Origin of the sequence: Pristimantibacillus sp. PTI5 (assembly GCF_048572955.1) — a bacterium.
GTDB lineage: Bacteria > Bacillota > Bacilli > Paenibacillales > Paenibacillaceae > Pristimantibacillus.
Map to the genome: position 1 here is coordinate 2,892,176 of NZ_CP183886.1, position 18,686 is coordinate 2,910,861.

Below are 18,686 nucleotides of genomic sequence, written 5' to 3' on the forward strand. Positions count from 1 at the left end.
TGAAGCTGCCGCCCTACTCTGCTTACACGCTCACTCTTCAGCGAATAGGGTTCATGCCCGCTTTGGTGTAGCATCTGCTGCCGTTATCGTCAATCCAGCCTGCTGCATCGCATTTGATGCCGCTGGCGCAATTAAAATCGGATCAGCAGCAACAATCCACGCAGAACAGTGTAGATTATACAATACATGCTGCAGCTTATTGGATAACGTTACGCTTCAATGCATTTTATACAACATAACCGCCAGAAACCCCCAGACTCCATGGAGTTTGGGGGTTTCTACTGTATATACTACACCGCTTGAGACGGCTCCGTGCTTGGCGGCTATTTGCCTTGCCATGAAAGAAGAGACTGTCTCCTTGGGTCTTCGACCTTCGAGACAGTCCCTTCTTTTGGAGGAGCGGCTTACTCTTGCTATTATTCGCTGGAATCGCGATCCACTGCCTTAAGCGGGCCAAAGGAGTCCGCATCCGATGGATCATCGTTTTCCACAAAGCGCTTAAGCGCCGACAATTTATTTTCCCAGTAACGCTCATAATAAGCCAGCCACCGCTTGAGCTCAAGGAGCGGTTCCGGATCGAGCCGATAGCGTGTTTCCCGCCCGACCTTCCGGTCCTTCACGAGCCCGGCATCAGCAAGCACGCGCAAATGTTTCGATACCGCTGTCCGGCTCATCGTAAAATGGCTGCTAATGACCGTGACTGGCAGCTCCTCATCGCCTAGCAAATGCAGCAGTTTACGGCGCGTTGGATCTGCAATGGCTTGAAAAACGTCATGCTTTGGTGCTGGCTCAGCCATATTAGGCCTCTACGTACTGGCGCAGTTTTTCCACGATACCAACCCAGCCGCCCGACATTTTGCCGCGCACTTCCCCGTGGGGTTGGCCAAATTCAGTAACCTTATCCGCATCCCAGCCTGCATGAATAAGCGTGAATTCCGTTTTGCCCGCCATGTCGGTAAGCTCGAACGTCAAGGACCAGTCCTTGCCCCATTCGAAGGTTAGTTGGTTAGGAGGGTCCAGCACCGTGACCTTACAAGGAGAATTTCCGAAGGGTCCTGCCTCCAAATGAAATTCATAGCCCAGCTCCGCTTGAAAATTGTTTGGCATGAACCATGCCGCAATGCCTTCTGAGGTAGCAACCGCGTCCCACACCTTCTGGATCGGGGCGTTAAGTACAAGCGTTTGTCTGATATCAGCCAAAGTGTTTTGCGTATTATTATTTTCCATTCGATAACCTCCAATAGGTGAGTATAAAGATATAACCTCGCAATTACGAAACCATTTGGTTTCGCATTTCGATTATATGACACCTTTTGGTTTTATGTCAAAAGGAAGAGTAGATGTCTCTGCTAGTCTGCCCTGTCCCTTACTCCCTATGCCGTTGAAATTGTTTTTGAAAAACCAGGAACCAGCGCCCGTCTTGGCAAAATAAAATGGACTGATAAAGACTCAGCCCATTCCTTTTTTCTTTACGGCTTATACACGCATGTCGAACGTCCGGTCAGAATTTGCTGCCGGTCCTGCTGCCGGTTTCGAAATTTGTGAGCCAGCTTGAGCCTCGGACCGGCTTTCGCCGCCAGCAGCGCTTGCCTTCGTCTTTTGCTTTGCTATCTCTTGCTGCAATTGCTGAATTTGATGCTGGATGACCTGCGCCTTTTTCTCTTTGGCCGCTTGGTCTTCCTTGCTGTCATTCACTTTTTTGAGCTCGGCCTGCAGGCCCGATAGCTGCTTCTCCAAGCTGGACGTGCCTGGCGATGCTGATTGGTAAGAGGAATAAGCGGATGGGCTGCTGCTTGTTAGAGATGATAGGTTCATTGCGTTTCTCCCTTTCTGCGATAGCGTATCACGAAAGGCTAATCATACAGAAACATAATGAACGCAGTATGAACGAGCACTCAGCCGCCTCAACATAGTCCGCCTCCCGCCGCTAGCGGTATGAAATCTCTTTTGCCGCTTCGGCCCATTTGCCGCCTGCCAGCTTGCCACCGGAGAATACGGCTTCGCGAAGAGGAGCGGATGCCATGGCATGCTTTGCATTTGCAGCCGAAACCAGTACAAAGCTTGCGGCATCCCCCTCCTTGGGCGTTAACGGGCCCGCAGAAATAAGCGGATAGGTTTGCAGCAGCTGATCATCCAGTATCCAACCGAATTTCTCAGCCAGCTTCGCGCCTCTCGCGAGCAAATCACCGTTGCCGAAAGGACTCCAGGCATCAAGAATATTGTCTGACCCGACATGAACCGTTACGCCCTCGGCGACGAGCTGGTCGACGCGCGGCATTGGCCTATCGAGCGGAACGCTCGTAATAATCGCCACATCGTTTGCTTTTAGCTGCTGTGCAAGCTCTCTCGACTCCGCTTCGGTCACCTGTCCCAGGCAATATGCATGGCTGACTGCCGTTCTGCCGCCTTTGCCCGCCTGTGCCGTTAAATCGGCAAAACGGCTGATCGTATACAAGCCGAGGTGCCCCGGGTCATGCAAATGGAGATCTACGCCTGCATTGAACTCGGCGCTCAGCTCAAATGTCACATCTAAGCTCCGGTCAACCTGACGATCCAGACCGGCCGGATCGACGCCGCCCACATATTCGGCGCCAGCTCGAAGCGCGTCCTTCATGACCGATACAGAATCCGAGCGCAGCAATCCCTGCTGCGGGAATGCAACGATTTCGATATCCATGATACCCCGGTATTCCTCGCGTACTTGAAGCACATTCTCCAAATGCGAAATCCCGATTTGCGGATCAACATCGACATGCGTCCTGATTTTCGTCGTTCCGTGGCTAAGCAGCAGATCAATAAGACGACGGGCGCGTTCCGCTGCCGTGGTCGGCAGCGAAGCAAGCATGGCCTTCTCGAAAGCCAATTGCCCGGGCAATGTTATGAACGGCTGCAGCGGCCTCCACGGCTCTCCCAAAAAATGTTTATCCAAATGAATATGCATATCGGTCGTTGCCGGCAAGTATTGCAAACCGCCGGCATCCCTTGCGACGGCTGTATTTACGCTTGCCGAAGCATTATGGCTTGGCGTGATGCGCGAGATAACCCCTTTTGCCAAATCTATCGATAGATCGAACAAACCCTCATTTATACGAATGCGGTTAATTTGTGTGATGGACACGTTCGTCACCCTCTGCTTTATCATTTAGTTAATGCGCGCCCAAATAAGCTTTGATCATACGGTCGTCATGGAGCAAAGCGGAGGATGAACCATGCAGCGCGATGCTTCCGTTATCTACGACGTAGCCGCGCTTCGCTATTGACAGCGCCTTATGCGCCATCTGCTCCACTAGCAAAATTGCGGTACCGTCATTGGCTAACTCTTTTATGGTCGCAAAAATTTCATTTACGATAATGGGCGCAAGCCCGAGCGACGGCTCATCGAGCAGCAGCAGCTTCGGCTTACTGATCATCGCCCGCGAGAGGACCAGCATTTGCTGCTCGCCGCCGCTAAGCGTGAACGCCAGCTGGTTTCGCCGCTCGTGCAGACGGGGAAACCGTTCGAATACAAGCTCCAGCTCCTTGTCGAACTGCTGCTTCGATACGGATCCGATTTTCTTTTTGAGCCCCATACGTAAATTTTCGACGACCGACAGCGTACCGAATACCTCGCGCCCTTCCGGTACGAGAGATACGCCGAGATTGGAGGTTTTGTTCGCCGAAAGATGGGTAATCGGACTGCCTTCCAGCTCGATGACACCTGCATTCGGACGAACAAGGCCAAGCACCGAGTGGAGAAGCGTCGTTTTGCCGGCGCCGTTCGAGCCGATGACCGCAACAATTTCGCCTTTGTTCAGCTCAACATCAATGCCCTTTAATGCATGGATAGCTCCGTACCGAACGTCTAATCCTTTAATGCTCAACACTGGCGGCCACCTCCTCTCCGCCCAGGTAAGCCTGAATGACGCGCGGATCGCTCAGCATCTGCTCCGGACTGCCCGTTCCAATAACTTTGCCAAAATCAAGCACTGTCACCGTATCCGATACGCGCTGGACAAAATCCATATGATGCTCGATCAAGATGACCGTCATCCCCTGCTTTACGAGACCCCGCAGAAGCAGCTCCAGCTGTTCAATCTCTGCTGCCGTCATTCCCGCCGCCGGCTCATCCAGCAGCAGCAGGCTTGGCGCCGTCGCTAATGCGCGGGCAATCTCTACCATCCGCTGATGTCCGTATGGCAGCTGGCTCGCCGGCATATTCCGGTCCCCTTCATACCCGATGAGGTCCAGCAGCGCATGCGCGCGCTCCTTCATCAGCCGTTCCGTCCGCAGCTGCTTCGGCGTTCTAAGCAGGGATGCTCCTAAGCTGCTGCGTTCCCGCTTGGTCATGCCCGTCATCACATTCTCAAGCAACGACAGCTCCTTGAATAACCGAGAATGCTGAAACGTTCGGGCAATGCCACGCTGTGCAACCGCAGACAGCGACCTAGGAATGAGCGGCTGCCCATGCAGCGCAAATGTCCCTTGCTCGGCGCTGTACAAGCCGGAGATCACGTTGAGCAGCGTCGTTTTGCCGGCGCCGTTCGGGCCTACCAGCGAGTGAATCGTCCCCGAGGCTACCGTGAGGCTTACATCCTTCAAGGCATGCAGTCCGCCAAAATGCTTATTGATTCCTTCGAGCACCAGCATCTGCTTATTCTCTGCCCGCACCGATGCGGCAAATAACTGCTCTTTCTCGCTATTTCCTCTGGTTGAAGAACTCTCTCCTTTAGGAGAAAACCGACTCAGCAGCGGCGCCAGCCACCCTGCGACCGTACCGGCAATCCCCTTCGGCAGGAAGTACAGAACAGCGAACATAATGCCGCCGTAGAGTGCCATCCGCAGTTTTTCCATATCGAGTACCTCAGGCAAAAATACGATAATCGCCGCTCCGATAACCGGTCCCAGCACTCTGCCCGCCCCGCCCAAAATAACAATCAGCACCAGCTGAACGGAAGTCTGAAAATTGTACGTATCCGGGCTGATAAAGCTGTTAGTATGCGCATAAATCGCGCCCGACAGGCCTGCCAGCACCGAACTGATTGCGAATCCCGCGTATTGGACCGCAAATTTGCGAATACCGAGGGATGCAGCGGCAATTTCATTCTCCTTCGTCGCGATCATCGCTCTCCCCCAGGAGGAGCGCCGTAAATTTCGGGCAAGCAGCAACGCAACGACAGCAACTGCCAGAACGAATATATACATGCTCTTCAGATCGAACGTGTATGCGGCGACTTGCGGCTTCGCAATGCCGGAAATGCCGAGCGGACCGCCTGAGAAGCTGTCCCAGCGGATCAGCATCTCATGAATAACGACGCCGAAGGCGATGGTAATCATGGATAAGTAGACGCCGCCAGCCCGAATGGTGGGGATCGCGATAAGACTCCCGATAATTAAGGATACCAGCATGCCGACCATCGCTACGGTCCAGAACGAGAGACCGTATTTGGTGCTGAGAAAGGATGACATGTAAGCGCCAATCGCCATAAGTCCCGCATGTCCGATGGAAACAATGCCACAGTAGCCGATTAAAATATTCATGCCTGTGCATGTGATGACGAAGATTCCGATCATAAACAATAGATTTAAATAATACGTGTCGACCATCCAAGGCCCCGCGGCAAGCAGCCCTACGGCTGCGAGTCCCGCCACCCATCCGGCGGCCGTGCGGTAGCCGAAACTTCGCTCTATAAGTTGATTCATCTGCGCACCCCCTGACGTTCCGAAATTACACTTTTACAATCGTTTTGCGCGCATTGAAGAGGCCCATCGGCTTCCAATACAACACGAGAATAACCAAGCCGTAAACAAACATCTCCCGGAATGCCGTCGAAATGTACTGCCCGATAAACGCCTCCGATATGCCCAAAATCAGACCTGCGGCAACGATTCCCTTCGGATTGTTGACGCCTGCGAGTATCGCGACGGATATGGCCTTAAGCCCGAGCGGCAGCCCGATATCAACCGAAACCGCATAATTGGTAGACATCAAAGCGCCGCCGATGCCGGCCAGCAGGCCGCTCAGCACATAAGCAACCGCAACGATTTTGTTGCTGCTCACGCCCATGATCTCAACCGCAGTCCGGTTGTCGGCCGTCGCACGAAGCCATAGGCCCCAATGTGATTTTTTGTAAAACAAGATGAGCATCACCAGCAGGATGCCGACGACCGGCAGAAAAATAAATTCCTTCCAGTAGATGCCTGCGCCAAAAATACGAAGCATCCCGTCGCCAACCGGAGAAGGGGTTACCCCTTCGTCCGGTCCGTTAATATAAAGCGCGACGTCTTGAATAATAATGCCAACCGCTATCGTGCTAAGCACCCACTCGATCGAATTCGCGCCCTTGTCGAACTTGCGGATCGCAAGCCTCTCTATGCCTAAACTCAGCAGCCCAACAATTAGCGCAGCAAGCGCGAAGGAAACGAGAAAGGGCAGATGCCCGAGCTCCGCAAAGCCGAACATAAGCACCCCGCCAAGCATGACCAGCTGTCCTTGCGACATATTCAGCGTTCCATTCACCACAAACGTCAAGCTGTAGCCGAGCGCAATTAAGGCATATAGACATCCGACCGAGAGCCCGCTAATGACGAGCTGGAGTATAAGCGACATGTCCATCCCTCTTTCTTAGTTAAATGACTTATTGCTTGTCGGAAATAACCAGCTTGCCGTCCTTCCATACGCACATCAGGTAGGAGTTCACGTCGACCGCATCGTGGTTTTCCGGCGTAAAAGCCTGTTCCCAATCTTTGATCACGCCGCTGTAAGAGCCGAGCCCCGTTTCGAGCGTATTTTTGATCGCCTCGCGGTCCTTGGCCAAATCGCCGGTCAAACCTGCCTTCTCAATGGCTTGGAAAATCATCATTGCACCGTCATAGCCTTGTGCCGCAGAAGCGAAGGTCGTTGGAATATGACCGAATTTCGCTGTGAAGTCCGCCAAAAACACCTTAGCCGTCTCACGCGTTTGATCCACGTTGAAGTTGGCTGTTTGAATGGCGTACGTGCCTTCCGCCAGCTCCTTGCCTACTTCTTGCGCGCCTTTGTTCGCCATGCCGTTCTCGCCTACGATCGGCACCTTCCAGCCGAGCTTATCCATCGCTTGCAGCACATAACCGTTAGCCGCGCCTTGGCCGAACAAATAAATTACCTCGGCTCCCGCTTCCTTTGCCCGGTTAACCTGCGCCGTCATGTCTTTATCCTTCGCGTTGTCAAAGGACTCGACGGCCACCGGCTTCAGCCCTTCGCCTTCAAGCACCTTCGTCATGGCCGCTGCCGCGCCTTTGCCGTAGCCGCCGTTCTCGTGCAGGACCGCAATATTCGTTGTGTTAAAATGCTCTTTAATGAACTTAAGCGCGTATTGCGCCGTAATATTCGCATTCATCCGCACGCCGAACGTCCAAGGCATGCCCGATTCGACCGATGCGGGAACATTGGAGGTAGCTACCATGAACGGAAACTTCTCTTCCATAATGATTGGCGACTGCGCCAGCATGACCGTGCTGTGAAAACCGCCGATTGCGGCAAGCACCTTTTCCTTTTGGCTAAAATCACGGATAATGCTGATGCCGCGCGTCGGATTTTGCTCGGTATCGCGCACAACGAGCTCAACCAAGCGTCCATCGATACCGCCTTTTGCATTGATTTGATCGACCGCTACTTGAACGCCTTGGTAAAGGTTGACCGAGTTCATCGCGTTATCGCCCGTGGCTTCCGTAGACATACCGATCAAAATCGGCTCCTTGCTCCCCGCACCTTCGCTCGTAGCAGGCGCATTTGCCGCTTCCGTTCCGCTACCGCTTCCGCCTCCGCATGCCGCCAGCACCCACATCATGACGACAACAAGTAACCCCAGCGACCATTTCTTGCCCGTTAGCTTCTTCATCCGAAAATCCACTCCTCTATTTTTCTTTTATAAAAGCCCATGTACTTGGCTTGCGACCTGCGTATCCGCTGTTTTCACGCCGCGTTTCCATACCTTTCGGCGCTCCGGCTTATCCAGAAGAATGTCGCGCTCGGTCGGTACGGAGAACAACACCATATCTGCTTTCGCGCCTTCTCGCAGCCCATAGTTTTTTAAGCCAAGAGCCCTGCCTGCGCCTTCTGTCAGCATGCGAATCAGTTGACGGGCGTCGGCATCCCCGCCCATATGCGCGGTTACGGCCAGCAGCCAAGCCGTCTCCAGCGGATCAGCTTTGCCGAAAGGCGTAAACGGATTGCGCACGTTGTTGACACCGATGACGACATTTACGCCCTTCTCAAGCAGCAGGCCGACCGGCGTAAGCCCGCGGCGCGGCCTCTCCCGTTCTCCCCTGCCGTTAATGAACAAATCCGTCGCCGGCAGGCTCATAATATGCAGGTCCGCTTCTTTGATCCGGTCCGCAACGGACATCGCGCGCCCATGCTCGAGCGAACCAAGCGAAGTCACATGCCCCGCGGAAACAAGTCCCTGCATGCCTAACGCAATCGTTCTGTCCGCAATTTCGGCAATCGCCAGCTGCTCGGGGTTATCCGAGAAATCGGCATGGAAATCGAGTGGTTTGCCATGCTTCTCCGCCATATCGAACACAAGCCGCAGATGGGCTTGCAAATCCGCATCTTGGTATGTAATGCCTCCTACCACATCGCCGCCAAGTCGCAGCGCTTCTTCCATGAGCTCTGCCGTACCTGGGCTTCTGAATATCCCCTCCTGCGGAAAAACGACGATTTGCAAATCAAGCGAATCCCTTACCCGCTCCTTCAGCTCAAGCGCGGCCTCAAAAGCGGATAGCCCCAGGATCGGGTCAACCTCCGCATGGCAGCGCATGTGGGTAACGCCGCTGCGAACGGCTTCCCGGATAACAGCAAGCGATCTCGCCTGCATGTCTTCCTTCGTAAAGCCATGCTTCATCTCCGCAGTCATTTGAATGGCATCCTGCAGAGATGCTGCCTCATGCTCCATCCGCGAGAGCAAATAGGCCTTCTCGAGATGAATATGCGGTTCCACGAAACCCGGCAGCAGCATTCCTCCTGCCCCTTGCTCCCTATGCAGCGCATCCGGTGCGCTCTCTCCGCCGCTAGGCGCTATGTAAGCAATCCTGCCTTTCCGGACGCCAACATCCATGAGCCTCGCTTCATTTTGCATGCGCACCTTTGTTAGAAGTAAATCCAGCAACCGCCTCACCTCTGTTTATCCAATGTCATTGGTGCAACGAGCCGAAACATTCGGTCCCGCCCGCCAACTCTCATGTGATGTTAATTAACATTAATTCCCTTGAAAGAAGCATAACTTCTTGGATGCTCCCTGTCATTGTTTAATAGGTCCAAAGCTTCCTATGACATTTGGATCATTCGTCCAGCATACTCTTTACAACCTCCAAATTTGATGTTAGTTTTTATATCATTATTAGAAATGAGAGGATGGACGAGAATGCTGCTTGAGCAATTGCTATCCCACGCGATTTTTTCCAAATCGCAAATTATCGCAGGACGGAGCGGCTTATCGCGTACCGTTCAAACCGTTAACATCATGGATGCCCCCGACATCATCCATTTCTTGAGGCCCGGTGAGCTTTTGCTTACAAACGGGTATTTTATGAAGGAAAATCCTGAGAGCCTTCTTGAGCTGATGACCAAAATGGATCAATTGAAATGTTCCGGGCTGGCCGTCAAAACGAAGCGGTTTGCGCTAGCTATTCCGCAGGAGGTGATAGATGAGGCCAATCGGATCGACTTTCCGATCATCGAGATTTCTTCCGTGGAGCATTCGCTCGGAGAAATTCTGCAGCGCTCGACCAGCGTCATTTTGGATAACAAAAATGATGAATTGCAATATTCCCTCACCATTCATAAGCAATTTTCCGCGATGATTATGAAAGGAGACGGCATTCCCGAGATCATAACCGCGCTCACGCAGCTGCTGAACTCGCCTATTCTGCTGCTGAGCAGCAAGCTGCAGGTGACCGCGCAGTCCCAGCATTTCAAGCAGCCGCGGATGCAGCCGCTTATTTCCGCCGCCGAGGCCATGCTGAGCGGACTTCCCGCCATTCAAGCCGCAGCGCAGCTCTGCTTGCTCGATCCTGCCTTGCGCGGCTATCGCTATATGGAGCTGTATCCCATATTCACCTACAGACATGAGGGATATCTCATCGCTTTCCAGCCTAAGCAGGCTGCGTCCAATCAATACGGTTTAACGCTGGAGCAGGCCTCTAATGTCATAGGCATGGAGATGACGAAGCGGCAGGCCGTCAAGGAGCGCTCGCGCCGTTACAAAAACGAGTTTTTCTCCGATTTGATCGACGGTTTTATCGGCTCCGAGCAAGAGGCACTCCATCGCGGCAAAAAATACGGCCTTAAGCAGAAGGGCACATGGCTGCTGCTCGCCGCACGCAAGGACGAGCAAACCGGCGCTCAGGCAGGCATGCCAAAAAACGCTGCGTCCTTAGCCGACGAGCGTCTTATTTCCGAGCGGGATTTGCAGTATGAGCTGATCAAACGCCATTTTTCCACGCTTGGCGAGGTTTTTGTCATGTTTACGAAAAATGATTCTTTCGGCATGCTGGTCTTCATTCAGGAAAAGCAATGGGAGGAAACCCGATTTCTGAAGCAGCTGGCTGCGATGACCGCTCAGCTATACGAGCAATCCCAGCTCAGCGTCTCGCTTGGCATCGGCAATCCGGTAACGAATGTGCTCGATATCGGACTCTCTTATAACGAGGCCGTCAAAGCGCTGCAAATCGGTTATCAAATGAAAAAAACGAGGTTTATCCAATCGTATCAGTCGAAGGATATCAGTTATTTGTTCCGGATGATTCCATACGATGAGCTGAAGCAGTTTTACGAGGAGACGTTCCAATGCTTCTCTTCCGCCGAGGAGAACGAGCAAAAAGAGCTGATGCGCACGCTGAATGTTTATTACGATACGCAGTGCCAGCTTGTTGAGACGTCGAAGCAGCTTTTTGTGCATCGCAATACGGTCATCTATCGGCTTGATAAATGCGAGAAGCTGATGGGCATCAAGCTCAAGGACCCCGGAGAGAGCCTCCGCTTCCGGATCGCCTTCGCCATCGAGCCTCTCCTGCGGGTTGGCAGGGGCGAAGCGGCACACCGTTAATGCGGATCGGTGCTTTCGAGAGAAAATAGGCAGCGCAGGCAGCCCGCTAAACTTTGGCGCACAGCCGGAATAGTAAGGTTTCTGCATCAAAAACCTTACCATTCCGGCTGTGCGCCAGCTACGCTGCAGAAAGTACAGCAGATTCAGCCTCAAACTCTGTCTCAACCTCTCATCTACCCCATTCTATTGCATAAACTGCAGCGTACCTCGAAACTTCCCCGCTTTCATAACTTTCTATTGCATAAACTACATTGGAGACCCACCAGTAACCCCAGCCGCAGCACGAAAAAAGAGACAATCAAGTGGCACATATTGCTGCCCGAGATTGCCTCTTCAATGTCTCTTGCCTATTTATAATAATAGATTACTCCAAATTAGCATGATTGCCGTACATCGCCTTACCGCTCAAATCCTGCTTCTCCATCAGTCTGAGCACAACCGCGTCGCATACGAGCAGCAGCATTTGCTCAAATAATGAGCCCATGGGCTGGACGGTCGATGCCTCATGCTCCGCTTGCTCCTTCGGCGCTCCCGGAAGCTTGACCGCAAAATCCGCCTGTCTCCCGATGGTTGACCCTGGAGCGAGCGTTAAAGCGCCTACCCTCGCTTCAAGGCTCCTCGCCTTTTCTGTCATGGGAATAAGCGATTTCGTCTCACCTGAGCCGGAGCCAATCAGCAGCAAATCACCTTTGCCCAGGCTGCGGGTTACCGTCTCGCCGACGACATACACATCGAGCCCCAGATGCATGAGGCGCATCGCAAAAGCACGCATCATCAGCCCGGATCGGCCGGCCCCGGCTACAAATACGCGGCCGGCTGAGCTGACCGCATCGGCCAAATGCTCCAGCTGTCCCTCGTCAAGCTGATCAGCCGCTAGCCGCAGCTCATTCACTATCGTTGAAAGCGCAGGAACGTTCGCCTTCATCCCGCTTACCCTTGCTTGATCAATTGCTGCATCTCGGATGCCGCAGCTTGAATGTCGGCTTGTCCTGTAATGCCGCCGCCTACGATAATAAGGTCAGGCCCAACGGCGATAACCTCCGGCAGCGTGCTAAGCTTGATCCCGCCGGCAACGGCTACCTTCGCATTTTTGACAACGGATTTGATCGTACGAAGATCCTCGAAGGAATTTTGTCCTTCCGCTTGAAGATCATAACCGGTATGCACGCAGACGTAATCAACGCCGAACGAGTCTACCTGCGCAGCGCGCTCCGCTAAGTTTTTCACGGCAATCATATCGACCAAAATTTGTTTTCCTTGTTTTTTGGCCTCTTCCACCGCGCCCTTGATGCTCGCATCCTCAGCTACGCCAAGAATCGTAACGATATCCGCGCCGGCCTCCGATGCTTTCATCACTTCGTAGCCGCCTGCATCCATAATTTTAAGATCGGCAAGAACGGTCATGTTGGGGAACGCATCCTTCAATGCTTTTACGGCGTGCAGCCCTTCGTTAATGACGATTGGCGTACCGATTTCCACTACGTCCACATATGCCTCTACTTGCTTCACAACCTCGATTGCTCCCTGTATGTCAACCAAATCCAGCGCTAATTGTAATTTCATTCCTCAATCGCTCCTTATAGGTTTATTCCACCGGTTTAGTTTACCCGATAGCCCTATAATAGATGCCCATAGTCAAAAAAAACAGTACGCACTTTTATGGAACGTAGTATCCATTTGGGTACTATGAGGAGCCTGGCTGCCTTATTTATTCGGCATCGCCAGCCTTTCCTGATGCTGCTCGCCCCATTGCGACATCACATTCAGCAGCTCTTTCACCGATAATCCATATTCGGTTAAGGAATACTCCACCTTAGGGGGCACCTGCACATAAACCTTGCGATCGATGATGGCATCCTCTTCCAGCTCCCGCAGCTGCTGCGTGAGCATTTTTTGGGTAATGGACGGCATCTCCCGCTTCAGCTCGCCAAATCGATGCGTGCCCTCGGTCAAATGGCAAAGAATGACCGGCTTCCATTTTCCTCCGATTACCTTCAAGGTAAGCTCTACCGTTTCTTTAAAATGCTGGTCTCCCAAGTCGAACGACTCCTTTAGTATAAAAATGATACTATCTTACTATAAAGTTGCTACTTGCTTTAAGTATGGTGTAGCATAATAATTATATCTATCGTATGTGATGCCTGGTTAAAGGATATCATATCGAAGTCATTACATACGAATGTTGAAATTCGCAGCTAACAGAGGAGAGATGAACATGGAATTAAAAAATAGATCGGCAATTATTACAGGGGCAGGCAAAGGGATCGGCAAAGCCATTGCTGTCGCATTAGCAGCGGAAGGCGTCAATCTGGGTATTATTGCCCGTACAAGCTCTGACCTGGAATCGCTGCAAGCCTCGCTTGCAAGCACCTATGGCGTGAAGGTATTTGTTGCTTCCGCAGACATAACTGTTAAAGCAGAAGTCGACGGAGCCATTTCCGCGCTAAAAGAAAGGCTTGGATCCATCGATATCCTCATCAACAATGCGGGAATCGGAACGTTCGGCACCCTGCTTGACATGGACCATGAACAGTGGGAACGCATTATCCAAACGAACGTGCTTGGCACCTACTATGTTACGCGCGCCGCGCTTCCGACTATGCTTGAGCAAAGCAGCGGAAGCATCATCAACATCGCTTCAACGGCAGGCGAGCGCGGCTTTGCAACCGGCTCTGCTTACTGCGCATCCAAGTTTGCGGTGATCGGCATGACCGAGGCGCTTATGCAGGAGGTTCGCAAGTCCAATATCCGCGTTACCGCGCTGACTCCAAGCACCGTCAATACCGAGCTGGCATCGAATGCCGGTCTCAAAATCGGCGACGAGGACCGTATGATGCAGGCCGAGGATATGGCCGAGCTGGTTCTCGCAGCCTTGAAGCTGCCAGACCGCGTATTTATCAAAACAGCAGGCATTTGGACAACAAACCCGCAATAAGAAGCATAATATCATGGCCCCACGTCCTTAGCGGCGTTGGGGTTTTACGTTTTGGCTGCTTGATTAGCACGGCGGAACAGCGTTATGGTCACGCATTTTTTAAGGAGGTAATACGACGATGCCCATTCAAGACATCCCTTTCTCCATACTCGATCTCGCTCCCATTATTACCGGCGGGACACCTGCCCAATCCTTCCGCAACACGCTTGATTTAGCCCAGCATGCCGAAAAATGGGGCTACAACCGCTACTGGGTAGCCGAGCATCATAACATGCCGGGTATTGCCAGTTCTGCCACTTCCGTTGTAATTGGCTATATCGCTGCAGGCACTGAAAAAATCCGCGTCGGCTCCGGCGGCATTATGCTTCCGAACCACGCTCCGCTCGTGATTGCCGAGCAATTTGGCACGCTCGAGTCCATGTACCCCGGCCGGATCGATCTGGGCCTCGGAAGAGCGCCGGGGTCAGACCAGGTTGCAGCCCGTGCGCTGCGTCGCGGTCTTGGCAGCAATGGCGAAGATTTTCCGGAGCAGCTGAACGAGCTGCGCCATTACTTCAATCCGGGCGAGGATGCCAGAGGCGTTATGCCTAGAGCCGTTCCCGGCGAAGGCCTGGATGTTCCGATCTGGCTGCTCGGGTCAAGCGGCTTCAGCGCCCAGCTTGCCGGGCATCATGGGCTTCCTTTCGCGTTTGCCAGCCACTTTGCGCCGGACTTTCTGGTTCCGGCCTTGAAGCTGTACCGCGATAACTTCCGGCCTTCGGATGTGCTGGCTAAGCCTTATGCCATGGCCGGCGTGAATGTCATTGTGGCAGACTCAGATGAAGCTGCCGCATTTCTTGCTACCTCGCAGGAGCAAGCCTTCCTCAATCTGATTCGCGGACGCATGGGACAGTTGAATCCGCCCGTGGACAGCATGGACGGTCTCTGGAGCGAACAAGAAAAGATGATGGTGCGCAAGCAGCTCAGCTTCACGATTGCCGGCACGAAATCGGCCGTCAAAGAGAAGCTGAACGACATCATCGATCAGACAGGCGTCGATGAGTTAATCGTCGTCAGCCAAATTTACGATCATTCCGCGCGCCTTCGCTCCTTCGAGCTGCTGGCTGAAGTTATAAACGAAGACCATGCGTAACCGGCTGCAACCTTCCATTGGCGGCAAAAGCCCATTTCGCGGAAATATATAAACAAAGGCAGCAGCTACAGCGTAACAGCCGAAGCTGCTGCCTTTTTCCGTCCCCTTAGATGCGATGCTTATACAGCGGGTAGATTTGAACCTATTTAGCTATACTAAGACAAGCATTTTTTAGGAGTGGATAAACATGGGACAAATCTTTGCGATTTACGCCAAGGATCTTCGCGGCATTTTTCGAAACAGCGCCGCTGCTGTCATAATCATCGGTCTCGCCTTTCTGCCTTCCTTATACGCATGGTTCAATATCAAAGCATCTTGGGACCCTTACGGCCAAACAAGCTCGCTCGCCATCGCTGTCGTCAACAACGACGAAGGCTCTGTGCTGCGCGATACTCCTATTCACGCCGGGGATCAGATCATTGCCTCCTTGAAAGAGAACAAAAAGATCGGCTGGGTGTTCGTGGAGGAGAAAAAGGCTATGGAAGGCGTTAAGCACGGCGACTATTATGCCAGCATAACTATTCCGGCAGATTTCTCTGCCGACTTGGCCACTGTTCTCACCGACAATCCGCAGCAAGCCGATCTCGACTATGCCGTAAACGAGAAAATTAACGCGGTATCGCCCAAAATCGCCCAAAAAGGGGCAAGCGGCATTATCGAGGAAGTTCGGGCCAGTTTCGTTAAAACGGCCAACGAGACGATATTCCGCATCTTTAATCAAATCGGCGTAGAGCTTGAGGAAAATCAGCCTGCGATCGAGCAAGTGCGAGATACCGTATTTAAACTGGAATCGCTGATTCCGAAAATCAACGAAGCGGTATCCCTAGCGGCCGTGGACATCGAAAAATCGAAAAAAATCGTCAGCGCCGTTCAAACGGAGCTGCCGAAAGCTGCCCAGCTTGCTAAGGATGGCGAGGCATTCACGAAGCAGCTTGGTCTTTTCTTCCGTAAAAGCACATCAGCACTCGATACCGTTGGCCCGCTTATCAAGCAGGACTTGCAGCTGCTGCTTGAGACGGCTCATGCGATGGAGGAGCTCGCTGCCGTTCTGCAGGATTCATCCATTGATCCCGCAGTCGTTCAAACGACCCTGGAGCTTGCGGAGAAACGCCTAACCAGTGCAGCCGCGGTGACGGGCGGCATGATCAGCCTGCTTGAACGCTTGAACGATTTAACCGATCATAAGCCGCTCGCGTCTGCCATTGAACGGCTGCAGCAGGTAAACAGCCAGTTTCAGCAGCAGCTTACAGTTGTACAGCAAATCCGCTCCTCAATACGCAATGGCGAGAAACCCGCGCAAACCCTTATCGATCGCCTGAGCGCCTTATCGAAGGAAGCAGCCGTGATTCTAACCGAAGTGCTGAGCCGATATGATAGCGAAATATTGCCGGGCATCATGCAAGCCGCGGATAAAGCGAAGCAAGCCGCGTCTAAGGCTGAATCGGTAATGGCAGAAGCAAACAAGGCCATTCCAAGTGTCGTCAAAATAGTAAATGATGCGGCGAAAGGGCTAGAGCTAGGCGGCCAGGAGCTTGCGAAAATGCAAGTCCGTTTACCTGCAGCCGAGCAAAAGATCAAGGATTTTGCCCAGCAAATACGGAAGCTTGAGAAGGAAGGCAATTTGGATGAGCTGGTTGATCTGCTCAAAAACGACGCGGAGCGCGAAGGGGCTTTTTTCGCGGAGCCTGTGGTATTGAAGGAAAACCGCTTATTCCCGATTCCGAATTACGGTTCGGCGATGTCGCCGTTTTTCACCACGCTGTCCTTATGGGTCGGGGCGCTTTTGCTTGTGTCGCTGCTCACGGTGGATGTTCATCATGCTGAGCATGCTTACCGGAGCTATCACATTTATTTGGGGCGATACCTCACCTTTCTAACGATAGCGATTGTGCAGTCTCTCCTTGTTACTCTAGGGGACATCTGGCTGCTCAAGGCATATGTCGCCGATCCATTATGGTTCGTTCTCTTCGGTGTCATTCTAAGCGCCGTGTTCATGCTGATCGTGTACACGCTCGTGTCAATATTCGGAAATGTAGGCAAGGCAATGGCCATCGTTCTGCTCGTGCTCCAGCTCGCCGGATCCGGCGGTACGTTTCCGATACAGGTGACGCCGCCGTTTTTCCAAGCGATTCATCCGTTCCTGCCCTTCACCTATGCGATCAGCATGATGCGGGAGGCGGTCGGTGGCATCCTATGGGATATTGTGGCGCGAGATTTGATAGCTTTGGCGGTTTTTGCCGGCGCGGCGCTTCTGCTCGGGCTTGCTTTAAAAAAATGGATCAATCGTTATTCCGCCAAAATGCTGGAAAAAGCGAAGCAAAGCGGAATAATTCATTAGATGATCATTTGACTATCGCCCGTTTTCTATGAATAATATTAATATAGAGATAGAATTTATTGCGGCCAGGAGGAGAAAACATGTCCATCGTTCCACGTATCATGGAGTTTAACAAGCAGTTTGTTGAGGAAAAGCAGTATGAGGCTTATATGACTGACAAATTCCCCGATAAGAAAGTTGCAATTCTTACTTGTATGGATACACGGCTCGTAGAACTGCTGCCCAGAGCTTTGAATATCAGAAATGGTGATGCCAAGTTTATCAAAAATGCGGGTGCCATCCTGACGCAGCCCTTCGGCAGCGCCATGCGCAGCATTCTCGTCGCCGTATATGAGCTGGGCGCACGCGAGGTGTTCGTGATCGGCCATCATGGCTGCGGCATGACCAACTTGAATACGGAAGGCTTGGTCGGCAAATTCATTGAGCATGGGATCGACCCACTTGCTATAGAAACACTGGAGAATTCAGGTATCCGCATGGATAAGTTTTTGAAGGGCTTTGCCAGCGCTGATGAAGGCGTTATGGATAGCGTCAAATTAATACGCAAGCATCCTCTTTTTCCAAAGCATATCCCGGTTCACGGTTTCATCATAGATCCCGAAACAGGCGCCTTGGATGTTCTCGTCCAGGATTACCGCGAAGAATAGTACCTGCACTCATAAAAAAACGCACACTCTCAGCCCTAGACTTAGAGTGTGCGTTTTTTATTTTATCGCGATATAAATTTCGATTTCCGCTTCCTCCGGGTTAAACGTTCGTCCATCATACAGCTCATAATCGCCGGTATACGCACGTTCAAGCGAGGAATGCTGGAAATAAGCCCAAATCTCGCCCCATGCCTGCGCTACAACCTCATACACAGGCCCTCTCTTCGTCTTAAAGACGAGGTACCTTGCCTCTGGCACCGCTGCCGGTACCAAGCCTGGCACCTCATCTACAGCATCGCCGCCGCGTTCATGGCCAATAAGAGTCGTATAGGCGCCGCTTGCATCGCTCTCGTAATCGGTATAAAGCGCATAGATCAAATGGCCGTTGCTTACCGCTGTCCGCTCGGCAATTCCGCTTTCGAAATAAGAATTCCACAACGCAGGCAGGCGTCCGTTCGGACCGGCCTCCTCCGCATTGGTCGTTCGTGTTGCTACTCCGATAAGCGCAAGCGCCGGTTTGACTACGATTTGTTCCTTCATCTGTCGTTCCCCATTCCCTTTGGTTTTGTTC

General features: G+C 52.5%; 18 protein-coding genes. 5 read left to right on the plus strand and 13 right to left on the minus strand.

Going from position 1 to position 18,686, the window contains the following annotated elements; translation table 11 throughout:
* Positions 1-416: 416 nt before the first annotated feature.
* The 9 genes from ACN6MW_RS12955 to ACN6MW_RS12995 form a co-directional block, all read right to left on the minus strand.
* On the minus strand, positions 417-797 hold the full coding sequence (locus ACN6MW_RS12955) for an ArsR/SmtB family transcription factor (RefSeq protein WP_419875763.1): 381 nt from the start codon (positions 795-797) through the stop codon (positions 417-419).
* A gap of 1 nt (position 798) precedes the next feature.
* The gene (locus tag ACN6MW_RS12960) at positions 799-1,227 is read right to left on the minus strand and encodes an SRPBCC family protein (protein ID WP_419875764.1); all 429 of its coding nucleotides are present in this window, start codon (positions 1,225-1,227) and stop codon (positions 799-801) included.
* Between the two features lie 249 nt (positions 1,228-1,476).
* Positions 1,477-1,815, minus strand: coding sequence for a FlxA-like family protein (locus ACN6MW_RS12965; protein ID WP_419875765.1), 339 nt, complete (start codon positions 1,813-1,815; stop codon positions 1,477-1,479).
* 112 nt (positions 1,816-1,927) lie between these two features.
* Positions 1,928-3,118 carry an amidohydrolase family protein gene (locus ACN6MW_RS12970; protein ID WP_419875766.1) on the minus strand — a complete coding sequence of 397 codons (1,191 nt, stop codon included), beginning with the start codon at positions 3,116-3,118 and terminating at the stop codon, positions 1,928-1,930.
* Positions 3,119-3,146: 28 nt separating this feature from the next.
* Positions 3,147-3,863, minus strand: a complete 717-nt coding sequence (locus ACN6MW_RS12975; protein WP_419875767.1) for an ABC transporter ATP-binding protein — start codon at positions 3,861-3,863, stop codon at positions 3,147-3,149.
* Positions 3,850-5,679: an ABC transporter permease subunit gene (locus ACN6MW_RS12980; RefSeq protein ID WP_419875768.1), complete on the minus strand. Its 1,830-nt coding sequence runs from the start codon at positions 5,677-5,679 to the stop codon at positions 3,850-3,852. The genes ACN6MW_RS12975 and ACN6MW_RS12980 overlap by 14 nt, the downstream gene beginning before the upstream one ends.
* A 25-nt stretch (positions 5,680-5,704) precedes the next feature.
* Entirely contained in the window at positions 5,705-6,586 is an 882-nt protein-coding gene (locus tag ACN6MW_RS12985; RefSeq protein ID WP_419875769.1) for a branched-chain amino acid ABC transporter permease, read from the minus strand.
* A 28-nt stretch (positions 6,587-6,614) separates the two neighbouring features.
* The gene (locus tag ACN6MW_RS12990; protein ID WP_419875770.1) at positions 6,615-7,856 is read right to left on the minus strand and encodes an ABC transporter substrate-binding protein; all 1,242 of its coding nucleotides are present in this window, start codon (positions 7,854-7,856) and stop codon (positions 6,615-6,617) included.
* Positions 7,857-7,883: 27 nt separating this feature from the next.
* Entirely contained in the window at positions 7,884-9,125 is a 1,242-nt protein-coding gene (locus ACN6MW_RS12995; protein WP_419875771.1) for an amidohydrolase family protein, read from the minus strand.
* Between the two features lie 255 nt (positions 9,126-9,380).
* On the opposite strand from ACN6MW_RS12995, the gene ACN6MW_RS13000 reads away from it, so the two are divergent.
* Positions 9,381-11,063, plus strand: a complete 1,683-nt coding sequence (locus ACN6MW_RS13000) for a PucR family transcriptional regulator (RefSeq protein ID WP_419875772.1) — start codon at positions 9,381-9,383, stop codon at positions 11,061-11,063.
* A gap of 364 nt (positions 11,064-11,427) precedes the next feature.
* Here the strand turns inward: ACN6MW_RS13000 and hxlB are convergent, their stop codons facing one another.
* From hxlB to ACN6MW_RS13015, 3 genes are all read right to left on the minus strand, one after another.
* Entirely contained in the window at positions 11,428-11,988 is a 561-nt protein-coding gene (gene hxlB / locus ACN6MW_RS13005; RefSeq protein WP_419875773.1) for a 6-phospho-3-hexuloisomerase, read from the minus strand.
* A 5-nt stretch (positions 11,989-11,993) separates the two neighbouring features.
* A complete protein-coding gene (hxlA, locus tag ACN6MW_RS13010) occupies positions 11,994-12,626 on the minus strand; it encodes a 3-hexulose-6-phosphate synthase (RefSeq protein ID WP_364152248.1) in 633 nt (210 codons plus the stop codon).
* Between the two features lie 141 nt (positions 12,627-12,767).
* Positions 12,768-13,100, minus strand: coding sequence for a winged helix-turn-helix transcriptional regulator (locus tag ACN6MW_RS13015; RefSeq protein ID WP_419875774.1), 333 nt, complete (start codon positions 13,098-13,100; stop codon positions 12,768-12,770).
* A 178-nt stretch (positions 13,101-13,278) separates the two neighbouring features.
* Here ACN6MW_RS13015 and ACN6MW_RS13020 point away from each other — a divergent pair, with 178 nt between their 5' ends.
* The 4 genes from ACN6MW_RS13020 to ACN6MW_RS13035 all read left to right on the plus strand — a co-directional run bounded on the left by ACN6MW_RS13020 (position 13,279) and on the right by ACN6MW_RS13035 (position 18,115).
* The gene (locus ACN6MW_RS13020; protein WP_419875775.1) at positions 13,279-13,998 is read left to right on the plus strand and encodes a 3-ketoacyl-ACP reductase; all 720 of its coding nucleotides are present in this window, start codon (positions 13,279-13,281) and stop codon (positions 13,996-13,998) included.
* A gap of 118 nt (positions 13,999-14,116) precedes the next feature.
* Entirely contained in the window at positions 14,117-15,130 is a 1,014-nt protein-coding gene (locus tag ACN6MW_RS13025) for an LLM class flavin-dependent oxidoreductase (protein WP_419875776.1), read from the plus strand.
* Positions 15,131-15,317: 187 nt separating this feature from the next.
* The gene (locus ACN6MW_RS13030; protein WP_419875777.1) at positions 15,318-17,468 is read left to right on the plus strand and encodes a YhgE/Pip domain-containing protein; all 2,151 of its coding nucleotides are present in this window, start codon (positions 15,318-15,320) and stop codon (positions 17,466-17,468) included.
* 80 nt (positions 17,469-17,548) lie between these two features.
* Positions 17,549-18,115 (plus strand): beta-class carbonic anhydrase, encoded by a 567-nt coding sequence (locus tag ACN6MW_RS13035; RefSeq protein ID WP_419875778.1) that lies wholly within the window; start codon positions 17,549-17,551, stop codon positions 18,113-18,115.
* A gap of 57 nt (positions 18,116-18,172) precedes the next feature.
* Here ACN6MW_RS13035 and ACN6MW_RS13040 read toward each other — a convergent pair whose 3' ends face one another.
* Entirely contained in the window at positions 18,173-18,655 is a 483-nt protein-coding gene (locus tag ACN6MW_RS13040; RefSeq protein WP_419875779.1) for a GyrI-like domain-containing protein, read from the minus strand.
* Positions 18,656-18,686 lie beyond the last annotated feature (31 nt).